Source organism: Delftia sp., assembly GCF_059499305.1.
Genome location: NZ_JCABYI010000024.1, coordinates 107,995 through 127,499, shown reverse-complemented (window position 1 = coordinate 127,499; position 19,505 = coordinate 107,995). Strand labels below are relative to the sequence as shown.

The 19,505-nt window shown below is 66.2% G+C and carries 17 protein-coding genes; 7 read left to right on the top strand and 10 right to left on the bottom strand.

Features of this window, described 5'->3' with window-relative positions:
* Positions 1 to 91 precede the first annotated feature (91 nt).
* Together AC5I49_RS14830 and AC5I49_RS14825 are read right to left on the bottom strand one after the other, a co-directional pair.
* Positions 92 to 2,161 (bottom strand): sensor histidine kinase, encoded by a 2,070-nt coding sequence (locus AC5I49_RS14830; RefSeq protein WP_017405185.1) that lies wholly within the window; start codon positions 2,159 to 2,161, stop codon positions 92 to 94.
* Positions 2,149 to 4,128, bottom strand: a complete 1,980-nt coding sequence (locus AC5I49_RS14825; protein ID WP_016451095.1) for a sensor histidine kinase — start codon at positions 4,126 to 4,128, stop codon at positions 2,149 to 2,151. Before AC5I49_RS14825 ends, AC5I49_RS14830 begins: the two co-directional genes overlap by 13 nt.
* A gap of 168 nt (positions 4,129 to 4,296) precedes the next feature.
* Between AC5I49_RS14825 and AC5I49_RS14820 the strand changes: the two genes are divergently transcribed.
* The 3 genes from AC5I49_RS14820 to AC5I49_RS14810 all read left to right on the top strand — a co-directional run bounded on the left by AC5I49_RS14820 (position 4,297) and on the right by AC5I49_RS14810 (position 8,733).
* The gene (locus AC5I49_RS14820; protein ID WP_016445751.1) at positions 4,297 to 4,998 is read left to right on the top strand and encodes a response regulator transcription factor; all 702 of its coding nucleotides are present in this window, start codon (positions 4,297 to 4,299) and stop codon (positions 4,996 to 4,998) included.
* A 347-nt stretch (positions 4,999 to 5,345) separates the two neighbouring features.
* Positions 5,346 to 7,661 (top strand): IPTL-CTERM sorting domain-containing protein, encoded by a 2,316-nt coding sequence (locus tag AC5I49_RS14815; protein WP_495789569.1) that lies wholly within the window; start codon positions 5,346 to 5,348, stop codon positions 7,659 to 7,661.
* Between the two features lie 124 nt (positions 7,662 to 7,785).
* Positions 7,786 to 8,733, top strand: a complete 948-nt coding sequence (locus AC5I49_RS14810) for a bestrophin family protein (protein ID WP_495789568.1) — start codon at positions 7,786 to 7,788, stop codon at positions 8,731 to 8,733.
* Positions 8,734 to 8,835: 102 nt separating this feature from the next.
* Here AC5I49_RS14810 and AC5I49_RS14805 read toward each other — a convergent pair whose 3' ends face one another.
* The 3 genes from AC5I49_RS14805 to AC5I49_RS14795 form a co-directional block, all read right to left on the bottom strand.
* Positions 8,836 to 9,951, bottom strand: a complete 1,116-nt coding sequence (locus AC5I49_RS14805) for an acyl-CoA dehydrogenase family protein (protein WP_016451097.1) — start codon at positions 9,949 to 9,951, stop codon at positions 8,836 to 8,838.
* A 69-nt stretch (positions 9,952 to 10,020) separates the two neighbouring features.
* Positions 10,021 to 11,202: an acyl-CoA dehydrogenase family protein gene (locus AC5I49_RS14800; protein WP_017405188.1), complete on the bottom strand. Its 1,182-nt coding sequence runs from the start codon at positions 11,200 to 11,202 to the stop codon at positions 10,021 to 10,023.
* A 109-nt stretch (positions 11,203 to 11,311) separates the two neighbouring features.
* The gene (locus AC5I49_RS14795; RefSeq protein WP_016445756.1) at positions 11,312 to 11,992 is read right to left on the bottom strand and encodes a YceH family protein; all 681 of its coding nucleotides are present in this window, start codon (positions 11,990 to 11,992) and stop codon (positions 11,312 to 11,314) included.
* A gap of 96 nt (positions 11,993 to 12,088) precedes the next feature.
* On the opposite strand from AC5I49_RS14795, the gene purN reads away from it, so the two are divergent.
* Positions 12,089 to 12,667: a phosphoribosylglycinamide formyltransferase gene (purN, locus tag AC5I49_RS14790; RefSeq protein ID WP_016445757.1), complete on the top strand. Its 579-nt coding sequence runs from the start codon at positions 12,089 to 12,091 to the stop codon at positions 12,665 to 12,667.
* Positions 12,668 to 12,674: 7 nt separating this feature from the next.
* Here the strand turns inward: purN and AC5I49_RS14785 are convergent, their stop codons facing one another.
* Positions 12,675 to 12,947, bottom strand: coding sequence for a DUF1653 domain-containing protein (locus AC5I49_RS14785; protein WP_016445758.1), 273 nt, complete (start codon positions 12,945 to 12,947; stop codon positions 12,675 to 12,677).
* A 92-nt stretch (positions 12,948 to 13,039) separates the two neighbouring features.
* On the opposite strand from AC5I49_RS14785, the gene AC5I49_RS14780 reads away from it, so the two are divergent.
* Entirely contained in the window at positions 13,040 to 14,368 is a 1,329-nt protein-coding gene (locus AC5I49_RS14780) for an RsmB/NOP family class I SAM-dependent RNA methyltransferase (protein WP_133072215.1), read from the top strand.
* A 116-nt stretch (positions 14,369 to 14,484) separates the two neighbouring features.
* Entirely contained in the window at positions 14,485 to 15,708 is a 1,224-nt protein-coding gene (locus AC5I49_RS14775) for a DesA family fatty acid desaturase (protein WP_016451099.1), read from the top strand.
* On the opposite strand, the gene AC5I49_RS14770 is transcribed toward AC5I49_RS14775, so the two are convergent.
* On the bottom strand, positions 15,683 to 16,051 hold the full coding sequence (locus AC5I49_RS14770) for a hypothetical protein (RefSeq protein ID WP_016445761.1): 369 nt from the start codon (positions 16,049 to 16,051) through the stop codon (positions 15,683 to 15,685). The genes AC5I49_RS14775 and AC5I49_RS14770 overlap by 26 nt on opposite strands.
* A gap of 211 nt (positions 16,052 to 16,262) precedes the next feature.
* Between AC5I49_RS14770 and AC5I49_RS14765 the strand changes: the two genes are divergently transcribed.
* The gene (locus tag AC5I49_RS14765) at positions 16,263 to 17,747 is read left to right on the top strand and encodes an aminotransferase-like domain-containing protein (RefSeq protein ID WP_016445762.1); all 1,485 of its coding nucleotides are present in this window, start codon (positions 16,263 to 16,265) and stop codon (positions 17,745 to 17,747) included.
* A 66-nt stretch (positions 17,748 to 17,813) separates the two neighbouring features.
* Here AC5I49_RS14765 and rpmG read toward each other — a convergent pair whose 3' ends face one another.
* The 3 genes from rpmG to trxB form a co-directional block, all read right to left on the bottom strand.
* On the bottom strand, positions 17,814 to 17,984 hold the full coding sequence (rpmG, locus tag AC5I49_RS14760; RefSeq protein WP_012207164.1) for a 50S ribosomal protein L33: 171 nt from the start codon (positions 17,982 to 17,984) through the stop codon (positions 17,814 to 17,816).
* A 20-nt stretch (positions 17,985 to 18,004) separates the two neighbouring features.
* The gene (gene rpmB / locus AC5I49_RS14755; RefSeq protein WP_012207163.1) at positions 18,005 to 18,238 is read right to left on the bottom strand and encodes a 50S ribosomal protein L28; all 234 of its coding nucleotides are present in this window, start codon (positions 18,236 to 18,238) and stop codon (positions 18,005 to 18,007) included.
* Positions 18,239 to 18,506: 268 nt separating this feature from the next.
* Positions 18,507 to 19,460 carry a thioredoxin-disulfide reductase gene (trxB, locus tag AC5I49_RS14750; RefSeq protein WP_016445763.1) on the bottom strand — a complete coding sequence of 318 codons (954 nt, stop codon included), beginning with the start codon at positions 19,458 to 19,460 and terminating at the stop codon, positions 18,507 to 18,509.
* Positions 19,461 to 19,505 lie beyond the last annotated feature (45 nt).

Sequence of the window (19,505 nt, the reverse complement as noted above, 5' to 3'; positions counted from 1 at the left end):
AGAATGAGGCGGGCTTTGATGGCGGCAAATGCCGACAGGCCACGCCAGTGGCGAACTTTTCATTATCGTGGATTCTTCGCCGCATCATGTTTCAAGCCGCTGTCTGCAAGGTTTTGGACTGCGCAGCGGGAGCGGGATGCGGCGGCAGCGTGAGCGTGAAGCTCGTGCCGCCCTCCGGTGAAGGTGCCGCCTGTATGTCGCCGCCATGCAGTCGTGCAATGCGTCGGGCGACCCACAGGCCCAGGCCGAAGCCGCGGGCCTGGTCGGAGCGGTGGCCGCGCTCGAAGCGCTCGAAGATGCGCAGCGCCAGCTCGGGCGCCAGGCCTGGGCCCTGGTCGCTGACGGTGAGTTCCAGCTGACCACGGTCGTCGGTGCGCGCGCGCACGGTGATTTCTCCGGCCTTGGCGTACTTCACGGCGTTGTCCACGAGGTTGGACAGTGCGATGCGGATGAGCGTGGAGTCGCACTCCCAGATGGCGGGCGCCTGCGCGCTGTCCAGGCGCAGACGGTGGCGGCGGGACCAGTGCACGAGCTGCGCGGCATCATCGACCAGCTCCATGACGGGAGCGCGGTGCAACTGCAGCCTGAAGGCGGGAGCGTCCAGGCGGTCGCTGATCAGGCAGTTGTCCACCAGGGCCGTGAGGCGTCTGCAGGCGCGCCGGATCTGGGCGGCGCGTTCGAGCTGGGAGTCGATGTCGGGGGAGGGAAAGGAAAGTTGCTCGGTGGCGGCACTGTCCACCACGGCCAGCGGCGTGCGGAACTCATGGTTGACCATGTTGAAGAACTGCCGCTGCTCCAGTCGCAGCGTGCGTTCGCTGTGCAGCGCCGCCTGCAGCGCGTTCTGCGCCCGCAGCAGCTCGGCCGTGCGCAGCCGCACGCGCTCTTCCAGCGCATGCTCGGATTTGGCCAGGGATTCGAGCAGTTGTGCCTGGCGCGCCATGGAGTCCCGGAATTTCTGGATCAGGCTGGCGCCGACGGCCACGGTGATCACGATGTTGACCAGCAAGGTGTTGAGCTGCCAGAAAACGCTGGTCTCTATGGTAGGCAGGCTGGCAAGGCCCACATAGGCTGCCGTCACATACAGCCCCATGAGCCCGTACATGGTGCTGGGAACGACCATCAGCACATGCACCAGGCTGGCACGATCGCGCAGCAGATTGCTCCATGCGACCACCGCAAACAACGCGCTGATGGCCCAGGGCGCGCCGACCCCTATCCAGGCCCAGTCCTGGTAGCGGCCGAGCGGGATGCTTGGCAGGCACAGCAACGGGATGATTCCCAGGGCGAGCAGGGCCCGGTCCATGCGCCGCCAGCGTGTGTCGCGGGTCAGCAGCTCGCGCATCTGCCAGGCCAGGGCGGCGGGAAGCATCAGGGTGCCAAGGCTGACGCACAGATGGCCCCAGTGCGCCAGATGGTCGGGCAGCCAGATCTGCAGGTAGCCCCGGTCGCTGGCGCCATGGATCAGTACGGCGATGGCTGCCACGGCCATGGCGGCCAGTTTGCGCAACCGCAAGGCCAGGGCTGCCCCGATGATCAGCAGGGCCAGCATGAGGTTGATGCCCTGGTGGATGCCCGATGCCCATTCCACGGCCGAGAACTGCGTCATCAGACCGCTGCTGCGCCAGATCGTGGCGTCCAGCTGCATGGGGCTTGAGGTCTGCACGCGCAGGATGAAGGGCTGGTCCGTGTACAGCGGAAACACGAGCTGGCGCACATGGACCCGTGGTTCGCCGGTTGCCGTATCGCCGCTGCTGCGCATGCGCCAGGCGCCGTCCATGTACTGGTACAGCGCGACCTGGTCCAGGTAGCTGGGCAGGATCTCCAGCCACAGAGGGTCCTGCTCGGGGTCGATCTTCCCGGCCGCGATATAGGGAGCCTGCACCTTGAGCCAATACACATCGCGCGTGTAGCCCTTGTTCAGCGGTGTGTCGAGCGCGGTGAAGTCCGTATCGGGCAGGGCTGCCACCTGGTCGATGGTGAGGCTGCCCTGCGCATCGACAAGCGCCAGCATGGGCAGGTCCGTGCCCAGCTGCAGGCGCTTGGCTGGAAGGGACTGCCAGGCCGGACTGAGGATGAAGCAGACCACCAGCACCAGCGAAAACACCAGCCAGCCCGGCAGCGCCAGACGGTTCAGGACACGCAGCAGGTTCAGGATGCGCATGGCGAGGCGGGCTGTGTTGCAGCTGCGGCAAGGCCGCTGTCTTCGGGAATGCTGCAGGGCAGCGTCAGCGTGAAGCAGGTGCCGCCGCCCGCAGCTGGCGTGACCTGCACATCGCCGCCGTGCATCTGGGCCACGCGCCGGGCCACCCACAGGCCCAGGCCGAAGCCTCGGGTCTGGTCCGAGCGCTCTCCGCGCTCGTGCAGTTCGAAGATGCGCTGCGCCAGCTCGGGCGCCAGGCCAGGGCCCTCGTCGCTGACGGTGAGCTCCAGCCGGCCCTGCCCGTCCAGGCGGGCACACACGGCGATTTCGCCGGCCTGGGCGTATTTCACGGCGTTGTCCACGAGGTTGGACAGGGCGATGCGCACCAGCGTGGGATCGCACTGCCAGGAGGCGGGGATGCCGGCAGTCTCCAGCCTCAGATGATGGCGGCGCGACCAGTGCACGAGCTGTACGGCATCGTCGATCAGGTCCGTCACCGGAACCCGGTCGAGCTGCAGCCGGAACGCAGGCGCGTCCAGGCGGTCGCTGACCAGGCAGTTGTCCACCAGGGCCGTGAGGCGCCTGCAGGCACGCCGGATCTGGGCGGCCCGCTCCAGTTGGGAGTCGATGTCGGTGGACGGAAAGGTCAACTGCTCCGTGGCCGCGCTGTCCACCACGGCCAGCGGCGTGCGGAATTCATGGTTGACCATGTTGAAGAACTGGCGCTGCTCCAGCCGCAGGGTGCGTTCGCCGTGCAGCGCGGCCTGCAGCGCGTTCTGTGCATGCAACAGTTCGGCCGTGCGTGTGCGTACCCGGCCTTCGAGCGCGTGCTCGGAGCGGGCCAGCGACTCCACCAGTTGCGCCTGCCTGTCCATGGAGTTCTGGAATTTCTCGACCAGGCTGGCGCCCACGGCAATGATGATGAGGATGTACAGCAGCAGCGATTCCAGTTGCCAGTACATGCCGGCTTCGATGTCGGAGGACACCAGCCCCGTGAACGCTGCAGCCACGTGGATGCCCATGACCGCATGCAGCGTGTAGGGAATCAGCACCAGCAGGTTGACGATGCTGGGGCCCAGCCGGAGCAGGTTCTTCCAGGCCACCAAAGCGCTCAGCATGCTGGCCATCCAGGGGACGCTGACTCCGAGCCAGGCCCATTGCGTGTAATGCCCCATGGGAATGCTGAGCAAGGCCAGCAGCGGCGCCAAGGTCAGCAGCACCAGCATGCGGTCGATGCGGCGCCAGATCGTTCCGCGCGTCAAGGTCTCGCGTGCCTGCCAGGCAAAGGCGGCAGGCAGCAGGAAGACGCCCACGCTCACCCAGATATCCGCATGCGGCGCCCAGGGCTCGGGCAGCCACAGCTGGGCATAGCCGCGCACATTGGCGTTGTGGGTCAGAACCACGAACGCCAGCAGCGTCATGGCCATCAGGCTGCGCATGCGAAGGGCCAGGGCTGCGCCGGCGATCAGCAAGGTCAGCACCAGGTTCACGCCCTGGTGCACCCCCGAGGCCCACTCCACGCTGGACAGCCAGGCCATCAGCCCCGTGCTGCGCCAGACCGTGGCGTACAGCTGCATGGCGCTGCTGGTCTCGATGCGCAGCACAAAGGGCTGGCCGGCGCGCAGTGGAAACACCAGCTGGCGCACATGGATGCGCTGGGCCATGGGCACCGTGTCGCCGCTTTCGCGTGCCTGCCACAGGCCGTGCGCCTGCTGGTAGAGCGTGACCCTGTCCAGATAGGTGGGCGTGATCTCCAGCCACAGCGGATCATTGCCGGCCAGCGCACTGGCGGGTGCGAGGGCAGGCATGGCAACCCTCACCCAGTAAGCCTGGCGGGTATAGCCCTCGTTCAGAGGCGTGCGCCGGGTTTCGAAGGCATCATCGGGCAGGGCCGCGACCTGTTCAATGGTCATGCTGCGGCCCGCATCGGCAAGCACCTGCATCGGCAGGTCCTTGCCCAGACGCAGTCCCTTGTCAGGGGGAGACATGGTTGCCGGGCTCAGCACGAAAAATGCGAGCAGCCCGAGCGATACCGTGATCCATGCAATAAAAGTAAATTTTTGTGTGTTTCTCTGAACTGTGAGCATTCGAGAGTGTTCGTGCATGGCGGCGGACGTTCACCCCAATGAAAATCCGCGCACCAATAGGCAAACATCATGCAGCAGACACTAGAGCCATCGATCGAGTTCACCGTCGCCGTCGTAGAGGACGACGAGGATATTCGTATCAATGTGTGTCGATTTTTAACAAAGTCTGGCCTGCATGCCTGGGGCACGGATTCTGCAGAAGACTTCTACATAAAGCTACTGCGCGAAAAGGCAGATCTGGTCGTCGTCGACCTGGGTCTGCCCGGCGAGGACGGGCTGAGCCTGGTCAAGCGCCTGGCCGAGCAGGAGATCCCCGTGGTGGTGCTCACGGCACGCGGCGATCTGGACAGCCGCATTGCCGGCCTCAATGCCGGCGCGTTGCAGTACTTCGTCAAGCCCACCGACATGAACGAGCTGGTGGCCGGCATCCGCTCCCAGCTTCGCCGCAACACCGGTCAGCCGGGCAGGGCGTCCGCCCCATTCCTGACCTGGCGCCTTGACCCCCTGTCGGCCTGCATGGTCGCACCCAACCACCAGATCATTGCCCTGACCAGCCGCGAGCTGGAATTGCTCGGCTGCCTGATGGCAACCCCCGGGACCATGGTGTCCAAGCAGACCCTGATCGAGGCCATGGGCTATGCCGATGTGGATGACGGTTTTCATCGCATTGAATCGCAGTTGACGCGGCTTCGCCGCAAGACCCTGGATATCTCCGGGCTGGCCCTGCCGGTGAGGGCCGTGTTCGGTCGAGGGCTGGTGTTCGTGCCTTAGGCGCCTTTTTCTTCTCCATTTCAGCTTTTTGAACCGCTGCCGTCCGGGCATGCGGAAGGGATTCGTTCGCCCATTTTTTTGCTGCAAAAGCGCGTGCGCGTGATTGGGCGGCTTGGTGCTGGCGGTGTGCGCAAGCCGGCGGCGTGGGCCGTCGGGGTTTTCATCCGTGATCAAACACACATGAAGAGAGGAATGGTATGGCGAGACAGAGTTTGCATATCCGGCCCACAGGGCCGCGCATGAACGCTTGGAGGCAGGCGAGACGCCTGATCGCGGCTGGCACCCTGGCGGTGATCGGTGCGGGGGCACAGGCGGCGTTTCTGAATGGTGATTTCGAGACGGGAGACTTGACTGGCTGGACGGCTCAGGCCTGGACCAACAATGGGACCCAGACCAATCCGAAGAGCCTGAGCGAGTTGCTTTTGCAGCCGCCCGGCAGCAAGGTTCATCTGGTCGAAATCGACAGCGGCTCGGAAGGCGCTGCAGACGAAGTCCTGTTCCGGGGTGACGCCGGCCAGTCCGCCCTCAAACTGACTTTGGCAGGCTCCCACTCTGCCCGCATCAACCTCAAGGCGAACAGCACCACCCCAGCCAGCAACGTGATACCGCGGTCCAACAATGTCACGGGGGGACTCGCCGGCTGGACCCAGCAGGTCAATACGGCAAGTTCCATCACCCAGGAAGTGACGCTGACTGCGGATGACATCGACCAGGACGGCAAGATCCACATCCGATTTGTCGCGGCGCCCGTGCTTGAGTACGCCAGCAATCACGGAGGCGAGGATCGCCCCTACTTTGCCATCTCGCTGGTCAAGACCTATGACGCCCAGACCGCCACGGATCTGACGGGCTCACCCCAGGAGTTGTTCTTCAAGTACCACTACGGCGGCGAGCCGGGAGCACCCTGGAAGACCTTTACCGACAAGGGCGGTGCCATCCAGAACTACACCGACCCCCAGGCCTACGATGTCGCTCCTGGCAATGCCTACCTGCGGGTAGGCGACAAGGTCAGGCTGCAGGCCGTGGCCTCGGCCTGCAGTGCCGGTGGCCACGCAGGCCATCTGTACGTTGACAACTTCGGCACGACCCTGCCCAAGACCTTGTGGATCAGCGCGTCCGGGCCTGTCAGCGCGCCCAAGGCGGACGGCACGGAGATCACCTACACCTATACCTATACGAACAACGGCAGCACCCCGGTGAACAACGTGAAGGTCACGCCCGCGATGCCCGTGGGCACGGATGCGGGCGTCAGTCCGACCACGTTCGTGTCGCTGGCCGGCGACGGCGGCGCTTGCACGGCCCCGGCCGTGGGCAGTTCAGACCCTGCCCAGTGCAACTTTGGGACCCTGGCACCCGGGCAGTCGGGCACGTTCACGATGACCGTGAAGGTTCCTGCGGGCACGCCGTCAGACCAGATCAACAACGGCAACTACACCATCGGAGGCGACCTGACCTCGACCCTGCTCGGTGCCATGGTGCAGACCCAATTGCTGGCTCCCGCGGCGAGCAGCGACATGGTGCCTGATGTCTCCGGACTCCCGCCCACCGCCGTGGTCGGCGTCCCCTACACCGGCAGCTTCTCCTGCAAGAACGATGGTGCAGCCAGCGCAGGCCAGGCTATCTGCGATGCCTCCGGTCTGCCCCCTGGCGTGACGGCAGGCCAATGCACGATAGACGGCGCGGCCTGGATGCAGCCCGCCGTGGTGCCTGCGGGCAAGACGGTGGTCTGCCTGGTCTCCGGCACACCGACGGGTCCAGGCGGCAGCTCGACGGTCACGGTGACCACGGGCGGCGACAACGACCTGACCCCGGGCAACAACACGGCCACATCGAACATCACGGTCACCACAGCGCCGGACATGCAGGTCAATCTGAGCGGACTGCCCCCCACCTCGCCGCTGAACATTCCCTATAGCGGCAGCTTCACCTGCAGCAACCAGGGCCTGGCCAACGCCGTGAGCGGCACCTCCTGCGCCGTCTCCGGCCTGCCGGCTGGCGTGACACAAGGCGCATGCTCCATCAGCCCCGGCAATGCCGCGTGGGTGGCGGGCAATGCGGTGCCGGTGGGAGCCACGGTCACCTGCCAGGTGAGCGGTACGCCCACGGCCGCAGGTTCGTCCACGGTCACGGGCACCACGGGCGCAACGGATGATTCGAATGCGGCAAACAACACCGCGACCATGAATGTGTCCACCGTTGCAGTGCCCGACATGGGCGTCGATCTGAGCGGCCTGCCGACCGCGTTCACTGCCGGCACGCCCTACAGCGGCCGTTTTGTCTGCAAGAACCAGGGCTCGGCCGATGCATCGGCAGGCACCTCGTGCGCAGTCACGGGACTGCCGCCTGGCGTCAGCCAGGGCGCTTGCCGCATCAGCCCCTCCAATGCAGCCTGGTCCGCAGGGGATGCCGTGCCTGCGGGCGCCAGCGTGACCTGCACGGTCAGCGGAACGCCCAGCTCCGTGGGGGCGGTGGCACTGACGGGCAGTACCGGTGCGACCGGAGATGCCAACCCGGCCAACAACACGGCTTCCCGCGCGGTGGCCGTGGCCGTATCGCCCGCCTCCATCCCCACCCTCTCCGAATGGGGCCTGATCCTGATGTCCGGCTTGATGGGCATCATGGGCTGGGGCATGGTGCGCCGCCGCCGCTTCAACGCGCTGTGACCGGCAACCGGTCGTGACGCAGGGCGTCCTTCGGGGCGCCTTTTTTTTGGTTCGGAGCATGGCCGCAGCCCATTGACATGCTCAATATGTGATCGAATAAGGGTTTATACCTAGCATTCGCCCCATGATCGTCCGTGATCGCCCCGCCGGCCTCAGGCTGTTTCTGATTTTGCGGGGCTCGGTGCTCCAGCGCATCCAGGTCACGCTGCTCGTGAACATCGTGTTTGCCGCCATCATCACCCTGGTGCACGGCAATCTCTTCGACGTGAAGATCACGGTGACGCCCATCCCCTTCACGCTGATCGGCCTGCCGCTGGCCATCTTCCTGGGGTTTCGCAACAACACCGCCTACGACCGCTACTGGGAAGGGCGCAAGCTCTGGGGAGAGATGGTGATCTGCGCGCGCACGCTGGCGCGCCAGTGCCAGAGCCTGATTGCGCTGGACACGGTGCCCGATCCCCGGCGCCGCGACAGCGACGTGCGCGTGCGCATGGTGCACCGGGCTGTTGCCTTCGCGCATTCGCTGCGGTCCCAGCTGCGGGGCCTGCACGACGATGCCGAAGCCGGCCGCTGGCTCGTGGACAGGGAATGGCGCCAAATCCAGGCCCTGCCGCTGGAGCAGCGCTGCGACGCACTGATGATGTCCATGGGGCATGACCTGGCGCAGTGTGTGCGCCGTGGCGAGATGGAACCCTGCCTGGCCGCGTCCATGGACAAGATCTTCACACGCATGACGGCCGCTGCCGCCTCGTGCGAGCGCATACGCAACACGCCCATGCCGTTCTCGTATGCGCTGCTGCTGCACCGCACGGCCTATATGTACTGCTTTCTGCTGCCGTTCGGCCTGGTGGACACGACCGGGTTCATGACGCCCTTTGTCGTGGCCATCGTGGCCTACACCTTCTATGGGCTCGACGCCCTTGGCGATGAACTCGAAGAGCCCTTTGGCCTGGAGAGCAACGACCTGCCGCTGGACACCATCTGCCGCTCCATCGAGATCAGCCTGGGCCGCACGCTGGGCGAGACGGATCTGCCCGCGCCGCTCAGGCCCGAGGGCTACAGGCTGACCTGAGGCGGCGGGCAAGCATGGGAAAAAGCAAAGGCCCATGAAAAGCCCATGAAAAAGCCCCGCAGTTTCCTGCGGGGTCTGGTGGTCTGAAGCGGGACCCGAGGCTCAGGCAAACACGCCGGCCGTGTCCTGCATCTTCCCGGACACGATGCCCAGATGGTGCAGCGTGTCCCCACCCGTCATCTCCATCTGCGTCAGGCGCTTGAAGTAGTGGCTGCCTGCGTACTCGTCGGTCACGCCGATGCCGCCGTGCAGCTGCACCGACTGCTGGCCCACATAGCGCAGCGACTGGCCCAGCTGGACCTTGGCGCGCGCGATGGCCACGTGGCGCTCCGCCTCGGGCGTGTTCATCTTGAGGCTGGCGTAGTAGCTCATGGAGCGGGCCAGCTCCAGCTGCATCTTCATGTCCGCCACGCGGTGGCGCAGGGCCTGGAAGCTGGCGATCACCGTGTTGAACTGCTTGCGCTGGTTCATGTACTCGGTGGTGAGCTTCAGTGTCTGCTCCATGGCGCCCACGCCTTCGGCGCACAGGGCGGCGTTGGCCACGTCCTGGGCCAGCGTCAGGGCGGCCAGGCCATCGGTCGTCACCAGCGTGGCGGGAGCCGCCTGGCAGCGCAGCTCGGCGGCGCGGCTGCCATCCTGGGTCCGGTAGCCCTGGGTGCTGACGCCGCTGGCGCCGCGCTCCACCAGGAAGAGGGCGATCTTGCCGTCCAGCTGGGCCGGCACCAGGAAGGCATCGGCCGCGTCGCCTGCGGGCACCACGCTCTTGGTGGCATCCACCGTGTAGCCGCTGCCGCTCTTGCCGGCCGTGGCCGCGCAGACGTCGAGCCGGTAACGGGCCTGGCGCTCCTGGTGTGCCAGCACGACCAGGGCCTCGCCGCTGGCCACGCGCGGCAGCCACTGGCCGGCCACGGAGGCGTCGGCATGCTGGCCGAGCACGCTGGATGCCACGAAGGCCTGTGCCAGCGGCTCCATCACCAGGCCGCGGCCCAGCTCTTCCATCACCACCATCACGTCGGTGGCGCCCTGGCCCAGGCCGCCGTGCTCCTCGGGCACGGTCAGTGCCGTCAGGCCCAGTTCGGCCAGCTCGCCCCAGGCCTCGCGCGAGAAGCCGCCCGCCTCGACGATGGAGCGGCGGCGCTCGAAGGTGTAGCCCTTGTCCACCCAGCGGCGCACCGCGTCGCGCAGTTGCTGCTGGTCATCCGAAAAATCAAAGTCCATTTTCTGTCTCCCGAAGCTGATCGAAGCGCGTCCGGCGCACTTCTGGGGTCAGCGAAACTCCAGCCAAAATCAGCCCAGCACCGTCTGAGCGACGATGTTTCTCTGGACCTCGTTGGAGCCGCCGTAGATCGTCGTCTTGCGCATGTTGAAATAGGTCGATGCCAGCGGCGCGTTGTCCGCCACGCCGCCGGGGAAGTCGCCCTGCCAGCCGGCTTCCATGGCTTCTTCGATGAAGGGCAGGCTGAAGGGGCCTGCGGCCAGCATCATCAGCTCGGAGTAGCGCTGCTGGATTTCACTGCCCTTGATCTTGAGCAGGCCGGCGATGTCCAGCGGGTTCTTGCCCGATTTCTCGGCCGACAGCACGCGTAGCACCAGCATCTCCAGCGCCACCACGTCGACTTCGAGCTTGGCGATCTCGTCGCGGAAACGCTGGTCCTCATAGACGCCTTCGGCCTTGGCGATGCGCTTGAGGCGTTCCAGCTCGCGCTTGGCGCGGTTCACGTCGGCGATGTTGGTACGCTCGTGGCTGAGCAGGTGCTTGGCGTAGGTCCAGCCCTTGTTCTCCTCGCCGATCAGGTTCTCGGCCGGCACTTCCACATTGTCGAAGAAGACCTCGTTGACCTCACACTCGCCGTCCAGCAGCTTGATCGGGCGCACGGTCACGCCAGGGCTCTTCATGTCCACCAGCAGGAAGCTGATGCCGGTCTGGGGCTTGCCCTCGTTGCTGGTGCGCACCAGGCAGAAGATCCATTCGCCGTACTGGCCCAGCGTGGTCCAGGTCTTCTGGCCGTTGACGATGTACTTGTCGCCCACGCGCTCGGCGCGGGTCTTGACGCTGGCCAGGTCCGAGCCCGAGCCCGGCTCCGAGTAGCCCTGGCTCCACCACACTTCGCCGCTGGCAATGCCGGGCAGAAAGCGCTGCTGCTGCTCGGGCGTGCCGTAGGCCATGATCACGGGCGCCACCATCACGGGGCCGAAGGGAATGATGCGCGGCGCGCAGGCCAGGGCACATTCCTCCTCGAACAGGTGCTTTTGCACGGCGTTCCAGCCGGGTCCGCCGAACTGCTTGGGCCAGCCGTAGCCCAGCCAGCCTTTCTTGCCAAGAATCTTGGCCCAGTTCTGCAGGTCGTCGCGCGTCAGGCGCAGCGAATGGCGCACCTTGTGCGCGATGTCCTGGGGCAGGTTGGCCCGCACCCAGGCGCGGACTTCCTCGCGAAAGGACTGTTCTTCAGGGGTAAATGCCAGGTCCATGGACTGTGTCTCCTTCAATCCCGGCTTTTGTAGCACGCGCGTTCTTTTTTGAACTGTCCAGGGCGTGACAACCTATGGCAATCCCTGATGGCTTCACGGCCGCCGGATATCAGGCAGGCTGATCGGGTTCTTCCAGACCCAGCTGGGCGTAGACATGTGCCAGACGTGCCTGCAGCTGGCGTACCTGGGCTTCCAGATCGACCACGCGCTGGGCCAGGGCATCGCCGCGTGCGCCTGCTGCCGCAGGGGCCGAGGCGATCGCGTTCACGTCCACGGGGCCGCACAGCAGGTGGGCCCAGCGTTGTTCGCGCGCGCCGGGCGCGCGGGGCAGCAGGACGACCAGCGGGCCGCCTTTTTCCTCGCTGCGCTCGCGCAGCTCTTCCAGGAAGGCTTCGACCGAGGAGATGTCGGCAAAGCGGTGCCAGCGCTCGGAGTTGATGCGCAGCTCGCCAGCCGTCTGCGGGCCGCGCAGCATCAGCAGGGACAGCAGCACGGCGCTCTGGTCGGGCACACCCACGCCGCGCGGGAAGTTGTGTTCCCAGCGCGTGGCGCGTGCGCTGCTGATCTGCACGGACATGGTGCGCAGGCGCAGGCTGTCCAGCGCTTCCTGGGCTTCGCCCTCGCTGACTTCCATCACCGGATCGCGGCTGCTTTTCTGGTTGCAGCCCGTCACCAGTGCGTTGAGCGTGAGCGGGTAGCTGTCGGGCACGGTACGCGCCTTCTCCATCAGGGTGGCCAGCACGCGGGCTTCGACGGCGGTCAAGGGGGTGGAGCGGGGATCGAATGGCATGGGTCTGAGGGCAAGAGGTGACAAGGCCCGGCAGGGCCATGGGCCTTGCCGGGGCTGGCGCAGGCCGCGCGGCCCGCGGTGCGACAATCGCCGCCCATGAAAAATATCGTGATCCTGATCTCGGGCGGCGGCTCGAACATGGCTGCCATTGTGCGTGCTTCGCAGCAACAGGACTGGGCGCGGCGTTATGGCGCCCGCGTGGCCGCCGTGGTCAGCAACAAGGCCGAGGCTTCGGGCCTGGTTTTCGCGCGCGAGCAGGGCATTGCCACCGAGGTGCTGGACCACCGCCCGTTCCCCAGCCGCGAGGCCTTCGACGCCGAGCTGGCCCAGGTGATCGACCGGCACGCGCCCGCGCTGGTCGTGCTTGCCGGCTTCATGCGCATCCTCACGCCGGGCTTCGTTGCGCATTACGAAGGTCGCATGATCAACATCCACCCCTCGCTGCTGCCCGCCTTCACGGGCCTGCACACGCACCAGCGGGCCATCGATGCAGGCTGCCGCTTCGCCGGCTGCACCGTGCACCGCGTGACGGCCGAGCTGGATGTGGGCCCCATCCTGGAGCAGGCCGTGGTGCCCGTGCTGCCCGGCGACACGGCCCAGGCACTGGCCGCGCGCGTGCTGGTGCAGGAGCACATCATCTACCCGCGCGCCGTGGCGCAGTTGATGCGGGGCTAGGGTCTGCTCACAGGCCTTCGCTCTGAAAGGCCTGCTGCTCCACTTCGGGGCAGCGTGCAAAGCGGGGCTGCTCCACGCCGTTGATGACCACGGTTTCGTTGAACATGGCGGCCGGCCGCACCCACAGGCCGCGCTCGCCGTAGAGCGCGCGGTACAGGGTCATGGACTCGCGCGTTTCGCTGTGGCGCACGGTGGCAAGCACCTCGTAGGGAGCGCCCTTGTAGTGGCGGTACAGGCCCGGGGGCGTGGCAATCAGAGGGGGCAGGTCGTCATCGGTCATGGGGCGCCATGGTAGCCGTGCCAGCCCGGCGTTGCTCCGGGTTCCGACCTGCGCCCCTCTCGGATTTGCAAGGCAGTGGGACAATCGCGGCCATGCATCCCAAACAGCTTCTCGACGCCTGCGCCGAACTGGTCAAGCGCACCCTGACTTTCGAACACCCGGCCGACGCCGTGGTGTCACGCTTTTTCCGTGAAAACCGCAACCTGGGCCCGCGCGAGCGCGCTGCGCTGGCCGAGACCGCCTACACCGTGCTGCGCAAGAAGCTGCTTTTTGAGAGCCTGGCGCGTTCTGGCAGCGGCTCGCGTGAGCGCAGGCTGGCCATTTTGGGCTTTGCCCACAGCCAGGAGGCACTGGCCCGCGTGGCTGGCAAGACCGAGCAAGGTGTCAAGGACGCACGCAGCTTCGTGCGCGCCGCGCTGTCGCCGCAGGAGCTGCAATGGCTGGACGCCTGCGAGGCCGTGCGTCCCGACGAACTGATGGAGCCGCACCGCCACAACCTTCCCGAATGGCTGGTCGCGCCGCTACAGCAGCAACTGGGCGATGACTTCTGGGCCTTTGCCCAGAGCATGGAACAGGCCGCGCCGCTGGATCTGCGCGTCAATGCGCTGAACGCCAAGCGTGCCGATGTGCAAAAGGAACTGGCCGATGCCGGCATCGCCGCCGAAGCCACGCCTTACTCGCCCTGGGGCCTGCGTGTGCAGGGCAAGCCGGCGCTGGCCCGGATGGACGCTTTCACGCGCGGTGCCATCGAGGTGCAGGACGAAGGCTCGCAACTGCTGGCGCTGATGCTCGATGCCAAGCGCGGCGAAATGGTGGTCGATTTCTGTGCAGGCGCAGGCGGCAAGACCCTGGCCATTGGTGCTTCGATGCGCAGCACGGGGCGTCTGTACGCCTTCGATGTCTCGGGCCACCGGCTCGAGGCCCTGAAGCCGCGCCTGGCGCGCTCGGGCCTGTCGAACGTGCACCCCGCGGCCATCGCCCATGAGCGCGACGACCGCGTCAAGCGCCTGGCCGGAAAGATCGACCGCGTGCTGGTCGATGCGCCCTGCTCGGGCCTGGGCACGCTGCGCCGCAACCCCGACCTCAAGTGGCGCCAGTCGGCCAAGGCCATCGAGGAACTCACGCAAAAGCAGGCGGCCATCCTGGCCAGTGCTGCGCGGCTGGTCAAGCCGGGCGGGCGCCTGGTCTATGCCACCTGTTCGGTCCTGCCCCAGGAAAACGAAGCCATCGCCGAGGCCTTTGCAGCGGAGCACTCTGACTTCGTGGCCATGGATGCCGGAGAACTTCTGGCCCAGCTCAAGGTGGAGCGGGGCGATGTGCTGTGCAGCGGCGGCGAGACCGGCACGCAGTACCTGCGCCTGTGGCCCCAGCGCCATGAGACGGACGGGTTTTTCGCCGCCGTTTGGGCCCGGAAGCCGTAACTTGCAGACGCAATAAGCTGTAAATCGCGGGAGATTGCCGAACGCCTTCACGGGGGGCTCGCCTAAAATTGAGGCATCGGTGCCACTGGGCGCCGGCTTTGGCAAAGGCTTGGGTCATGTCTGTGGATTTCGCGTCGGTTTGGAACATTGCCCTGGACTGGATGGCCCATGGCCTGTGGCAGCTGTCGTGGTGGCAGCTGCTGCTGTATGCCCTGGTCACCACCCACGTCACGATTGCGGGCGTCACCATCTTCCTGCACCGCTGCCAGGCCCATCGTTCGCTGGACCTGGGGCCGGTGCCCTCGCATTTCTTCCGGTTCTGGTTGTGGTTGGGCACGGGCATGGTCACCAAGGAGTGGGTGGCCATCCACCGCAAGCACCACGCCAAGTGCGAAACCGAGGACGATCCCCACAGCCCGCAAACGCGCGGGCTGGATACCGTGATGCGCCAGGGCGCGGAGCTGTACCGCGAAGAGGCCAAGAACGCCGAGACGCTCAGGAAGTTCGGCCACGGCACGCCCGACGACTGGATCGAGCGCCATCTCTACAGCCGGCATTCGATCTGGGGTCCTTCTCTGATGCTGGTCATCAACGTGCTGCTGTTCGGCGCCATCGGACTGACCATCTGGGCCGTGCAGATGGCCTGGATTCCGTTCTGGGCTGCCGGCGTGGTCAACGGCCTGGGCCATTTCTGGGGCTACCGCAACTTCGAGGCCCAGGACGCCAGCACCAACCTCGTGCCCTGGGGCCTGGTCATCGGCGGTGAGGAACTGCATAACAACCACCACACCTATCCGACCTCGGCCAAGTTCTCGGTCAAGCGCTATGAGTTCGATGTGGGCTGGGCCTACATCCGGGCGATGCAGGCGGTCGGCTGGGCCAAGGTCAAGAAAACGCCGCCCAGGCTGGTCATGGGCGCTATCAAGCCTGTGGCCGACGAAAAGACGCTGGAGGCCGTGATCGCCAACCGCTACGAGGTCATGGCCCGCTATGCGCGCGGCGTGCGTGCCGCCGTGCAGTTCGAACTCGATGCGCTCAAGCAGCGCAAGGCGCAGCAGGCCGACCTGTCCTTGCTCAGGACGGCGCGCCGCTGGCTGCACCGCGATGCCGACAAGGTGCCCGCCCAGGCGCAGGACCAGCTGGCCCAGGCGCGCGCCGCCCATCCCGTGCTGGACCAGATGCTGGTCATGCGCGAGGAGCTGCGCCAGCTGTGGCTCAACACCTCGCTGTCGCGCGAGCAGCTGACGGCCCATCTGCAGGCCTGGTGCCATCGCGCCGAGGCCAGCGGCATTGCTGCGCTCAAGGAGTTCTCGGTCAAGCTGCGCGCTGCCCACGCCTGAAGCTGCGAAGCCAGCCGGCAAGCGTCCATTCCCGGGGCCGCATCTTCTCTTCGGAGGCGATGCGGCTTTTTGCTGCGGGGTTCGGCTGCAGTTCCAGACCTGCCGTGGCCTGGGACACGGAGCGGACTCTTATCCGCAGGTCCGCGCCTGCGCGCCAGCCCTGGCCCGGCTGCAGCCTGAGGGTCAGCCCCGGCGCTGCATCGGCCCAGGCCTGCTGCGGGACGCTGATTTCCAGGCTGCCCTGGCGGCAGAACAGCTCGCAGCCCTCCTGCATGGACAGATACAGGTCGTTTCCGGGGGCGAGATGGCGCAGTTCGAAAGAGCGGGTGTGGGCGTTGTGCATGGGTCGGTGTCCTGTAGTTCCAGGCCCCAAGCGTAGGCATTCGGCCCTCTTTGGCACAGGCACAGCCTATGGTTTGTTGCGCCGCAGCAGTGCAGGCAGTCCATGTTCTGTTCTGCTGCATGACCTGATGATCTGTATCTGTTGCGTAACAGCGCTTTGAGACAAGATCTCGGTCAAGCACTTCCATCCCCAGCCGTTTTCCATCCTGCCCATGACCGCTGCAAGCGCCGCCCCCACCCTGTACCGCCGCCTGGCGGCCGACTACAGCCTGGCCATGGAGATGGGCACGCTCAAGGCGGGCGAGCGCATGCCTTCCGTGCGCGAACTGATGCGCCGCCACGAGGTCAGCCTGTCCACGGCGCTGCAGACGCTGCGGCATCTGGAGGATCTGGGCCAGCTCGAGGCCCGCCCGCGCGTGGGCTACTTCGTGCGCGATGCCCGGCCTGCAGGGCTGGCGCCTGCCAGCGAACCGGATCTGAGCCAGCCCGTGCAGCCGTTGCCACAACAGCACTTTGCGGGCATCAATGAGCACATCTCGCTCATGCTGGAGCGCGGCCGCCAGGCCGATGTGCAGGTGGACCTGGGCGGTGCCACGCCGCCGCCGGAACTGTTCGATCGCGGCTACCTGAACCAGGCGGCTGCCCGGCTGCTGCGCGAGCAGCCCGATCTGCTGGTGCTGGGGCGTTCCATGATGGGCAGCCACCCTGATTTCCAGCGGGCCATGGCGCGGCGCGCGCTGGCGGCGGGCATCCATGTCGCACCGGCCGATGTGCTGGCGACCACGGGCAATTCCGAGGCCGTGAGCCTGGCGCTGGCCGCTGTGGCCTCGCCGGGGGATGTGGTGGCCGTGGAGTCGCCGACCTACTACGGCCTGCTGCAGGTGGTGGAGTCCTTGCAGATGCAGGCGCTGGAGATTCCCTGCAGCCCGCGCACCGGCCTGTCCATTGAGGCGTTGGAGCTGGCCCTGCAGACCCAGCCCCGGCTGAAGGCCGTGGTGGTCGTGCCCGAGCTGCAGATGCCGCTGGGCACGCGCATTCCCGATGAACACAAGGCCAGACTGGTCGAGCTGTGCGCCGCCCACGGCGTGGCGCTGATCGAGGACGACTCCTACGGCCTGTTCGTGGAAAGCAGCCAGCCCGTGCGCCCCATCAAGGCCTGGGACCGCCTGCCGGGACATGTGATCTATTGCGAGGCCTTCAACAAGAGCATGGCGCCAGGCCTGCGCCAGGGCTGGATGAACGCCGGCCAGTGGCATGGCCGTGTGCAGATGCTCAAGTTCGCGCGCAGCCGGGGGACCCAGACCCTGGCCCAGTTGCTGGCGGCCGCCTGCGTGGGCTCGCCCGCGCATCTGCGCAATCTGCAGCGCCTGAAGCAGCAGCTGCGGCGCCAGCGCGAGGGCATGGCGCAGCTGGTGGCGCGCTTTTTCCCGTTGGGAACGCGGCTGAGCCTGCCGCCCGGCGGGCTCAGCCTGTGGCTGGAGCTTCCGGCTGGCGTGTCCACGTCCGCGCTGTTCACGCAGGCGCTGGCGCGCGGCATACGCACGGCGCCGGGCAGCATGTTCTCCAACTCGGGCCGCTACGAGCACTGCATGCGCCTGGGCTGCACCCTGCCCGTGGATGGCGTGGTCGAGCAGGCCTGCCGCGATCTCGGCGCCATGGCCTGCGCGCAGCTGGGCCAGCCCGCGCGCCACGGGTGAGGGACGCAAAAAAACCGCCGGGCTTGCGCCGGGCGGTTTCTTTGTCGGTACCAGGGACAGGCTGAATTACTTCAGCTTGATTTCCTTGTACGTGACGTGCTTGCGAGCCTTGGGATCAAACTTCATGATCGCCATCTTCTCGGGCATTGTCTTCTTGTTCTTGGTCGTGGTGTAGAAGTGGCCGGTTCCTGCAGTGGATTCCAGCTTGATCTTTTCGCGTCCGCCTTTAGCAGCCATGGTGTTTCTCCTTGAGGGATTTAGGCTTGGCCACGGGCACGCAGGTCTGCGAGCACGGAGTCGATACCGTTCTTGTCGATCAGGCGCAGAGCAGCGCTGGAAACGCGCAGGCGCACCCAACGGTTTTCGCTCTCAACCCAGAAACGGCGGTATTGCAGGTTGGGCAGGAAACGACGCTTGGTCTTGTTGTTGGCGTGGGAAACGTTGTTTCCCACCATGGGCTTCTTGCCCGTTACTTCACATACGCGTGCCATGAGGACACTCCGATAGTTGTACAGCCGCCGACGCTGATGCCCTGCATTTGCTGCAGGGCCTGCCGGCAACCTCACCTCGCCATAAAGGGTGGCGGTAACCCCATCGCTGAAAGTGTCCTGGCCATGCAAGCAAGGCGCGCTTCAAATTCAGCAAAGCCACGGATTATAGCGTCTTCATGAGAAAAGCCCCTGGGCCAGCCAATCACGGCGGCAGCCAGGGGCTTTTGCCGCCCTGCACGAGGGCAGGGCGGGCGGGATGGCTTCCCGCTTATTCCTGCTCCAGGAAGCGCTGGGCGTCCAGCGCGGCCATGCAGCCCGTGCCGGCGCTGGTGATGGCCTGGCGGTAGACATGGTCCTGCACGTCGCCGGCCGCGAACACGCCGGGCACGCTGGTCTGGGTGGCGAAGCCCTTGAGGCCGCCCTGGGTGATGATGTAGCCGGTCTCGTCCATCTCCAGGTGGCCCTTGAAGATCTCGGTGTTGGGCGCGTGGCCGATGGCGATGAAGCAGCCCTGCAGCTGGATGTCCTCGGCATGGCCATCCTGGGTGCTCTTGATGCGGATGCCGGTCACGCCGGACTGGTCGCCCAGCACCTCGTCGAGCACGAAGTGGGTCTTGAGTTCGATCTTGCCGGCACGGACCTTGTCCATGAGCTTGTCCACGAGGATGGGCTCGGCCTTGAACTTGTCGCGGCGGTGCACCAGGGTGACCTTGCTGGCGATGTTGGACAGGTACAGGGCTTCCTCGACGGCGGTGTTGCCGCCGCCGACCACGCACACGGGCTGCTCGCGGTAGAAGAAACCATCGCAGGTGGCGCAGCCCGAGACGCCGCGGCCCATGAAGGCCTCTTCGGAGGGCAGGCCCAGGTACTTGGCCGAGGCGCCCGTGGCGATGATCAGGCTGTCGCAGGTATAGGTGCCGGAGTCGCCGGTCAGCGTGAAGGGGCGCTTGGAGAAATCGACGCTGTGGATGTGGTCGAACACCACCTGGGTCTTGAAGCGCTCTGCGTGCTCCAGGAAGCGCTGCATCAGTTCGGGGCCCTGTACGCCGTTCACGTCCGCAGGCCAGTTGTCCACTTCCGTCGTCGTCATCAGCTGGCCACCCTGGGCCATGCCGGTCACCAGCAGCGGGTTGAGGTTGGCGCGCGCGGCGTAGATGGCGGCCGTGTAGCCGGCAGGGCCGGAGCCGAGGATCAGGACTTTGGCGTGTTGCGTAGAAGACATGGATGCAGTTCTTGAAAAAGGCGCACGCCGGCAGTCGGCGTGCAG

What these genes read in the sequence shown, in the direction of transcription:
- purN (WP_016445757.1), top strand. Translation starts at nt 12,089, where the DNA reads ATGAAAAATATCGTGATCCTGATCTCGGGCGGCGGCTCGAACATGGCT.
- AC5I49_RS14810 (WP_495789568.1), top strand. Translation starts at nt 7,786, where the DNA reads ATGATCGTCCGTGATCGCCCCGCCGGCCTCAGGCTGTTTCTGATTTTG.
- AC5I49_RS14830 (WP_017405185.1), bottom strand. Translation starts at nt 2,161, where the DNA reads ATGCGCATCCTGAACCTGCTGCGTGTCCTGAACCGTCTGGCGCTGCCG.
- AC5I49_RS14765 (WP_016445762.1), top strand. Translation starts at nt 16,263, where the DNA reads ATGACCGCTGCAAGCGCCGCCCCCACCCTGTACCGCCGCCTGGCGGCC.
- rpmG (WP_012207164.1), bottom strand. Translation starts at nt 17,984, where the DNA reads ATGGCTGCTAAAGGCGGACGCGAAAAGATCAAGCTGGAATCCACTGCA.
- AC5I49_RS14780 (WP_133072215.1), top strand. Translation starts at nt 13,040, where the DNA reads ATGCATCCCAAACAGCTTCTCGACGCCTGCGCCGAACTGGTCAAGCGC.
- AC5I49_RS14820 (WP_016445751.1), top strand. Translation starts at nt 4,297, where the DNA reads ATGCAGCAGACACTAGAGCCATCGATCGAGTTCACCGTCGCCGTCGTA.
- AC5I49_RS14805 (WP_016451097.1), bottom strand. Translation starts at nt 9,951, where the DNA reads ATGGACTTTGATTTTTCGGATGACCAGCAGCAACTGCGCGACGCGGTG.
- AC5I49_RS14795 (WP_016445756.1), bottom strand. Translation starts at nt 11,992, where the DNA reads ATGCCATTCGATCCCCGCTCCACCCCCTTGACCGCCGTCGAAGCCCGC.
- AC5I49_RS14775 (WP_016451099.1), top strand. Translation starts at nt 14,485, where the DNA reads ATGTCTGTGGATTTCGCGTCGGTTTGGAACATTGCCCTGGACTGGATG.
- AC5I49_RS14825 (WP_016451095.1), bottom strand. Translation starts at nt 4,128, where the DNA reads ATGTCTCCCCCTGACAAGGGACTGCGTCTGGGCAAGGACCTGCCGATG.
- AC5I49_RS14770 (WP_016445761.1), bottom strand. Translation starts at nt 16,051, where the DNA reads ATGCACAACGCCCACACCCGCTCTTTCGAACTGCGCCATCTCGCCCCC.
- trxB (WP_016445763.1), bottom strand. Translation starts at nt 19,460, where the DNA reads ATGTCTTCTACGCAACACGCCAAAGTCCTGATCCTCGGCTCCGGCCCT.
- AC5I49_RS14785 (WP_016445758.1), bottom strand. Translation starts at nt 12,947, where the DNA reads ATGACCGATGACGACCTGCCCCCTCTGATTGCCACGCCCCCGGGCCTG.
- rpmB (WP_012207163.1), bottom strand. Translation starts at nt 18,238, where the DNA reads ATGGCACGCGTATGTGAAGTAACGGGCAAGAAGCCCATGGTGGGAAAC.
- AC5I49_RS14800 (WP_017405188.1), bottom strand. Translation starts at nt 11,202, where the DNA reads ATGGACCTGGCATTTACCCCTGAAGAACAGTCCTTTCGCGAGGAAGTC.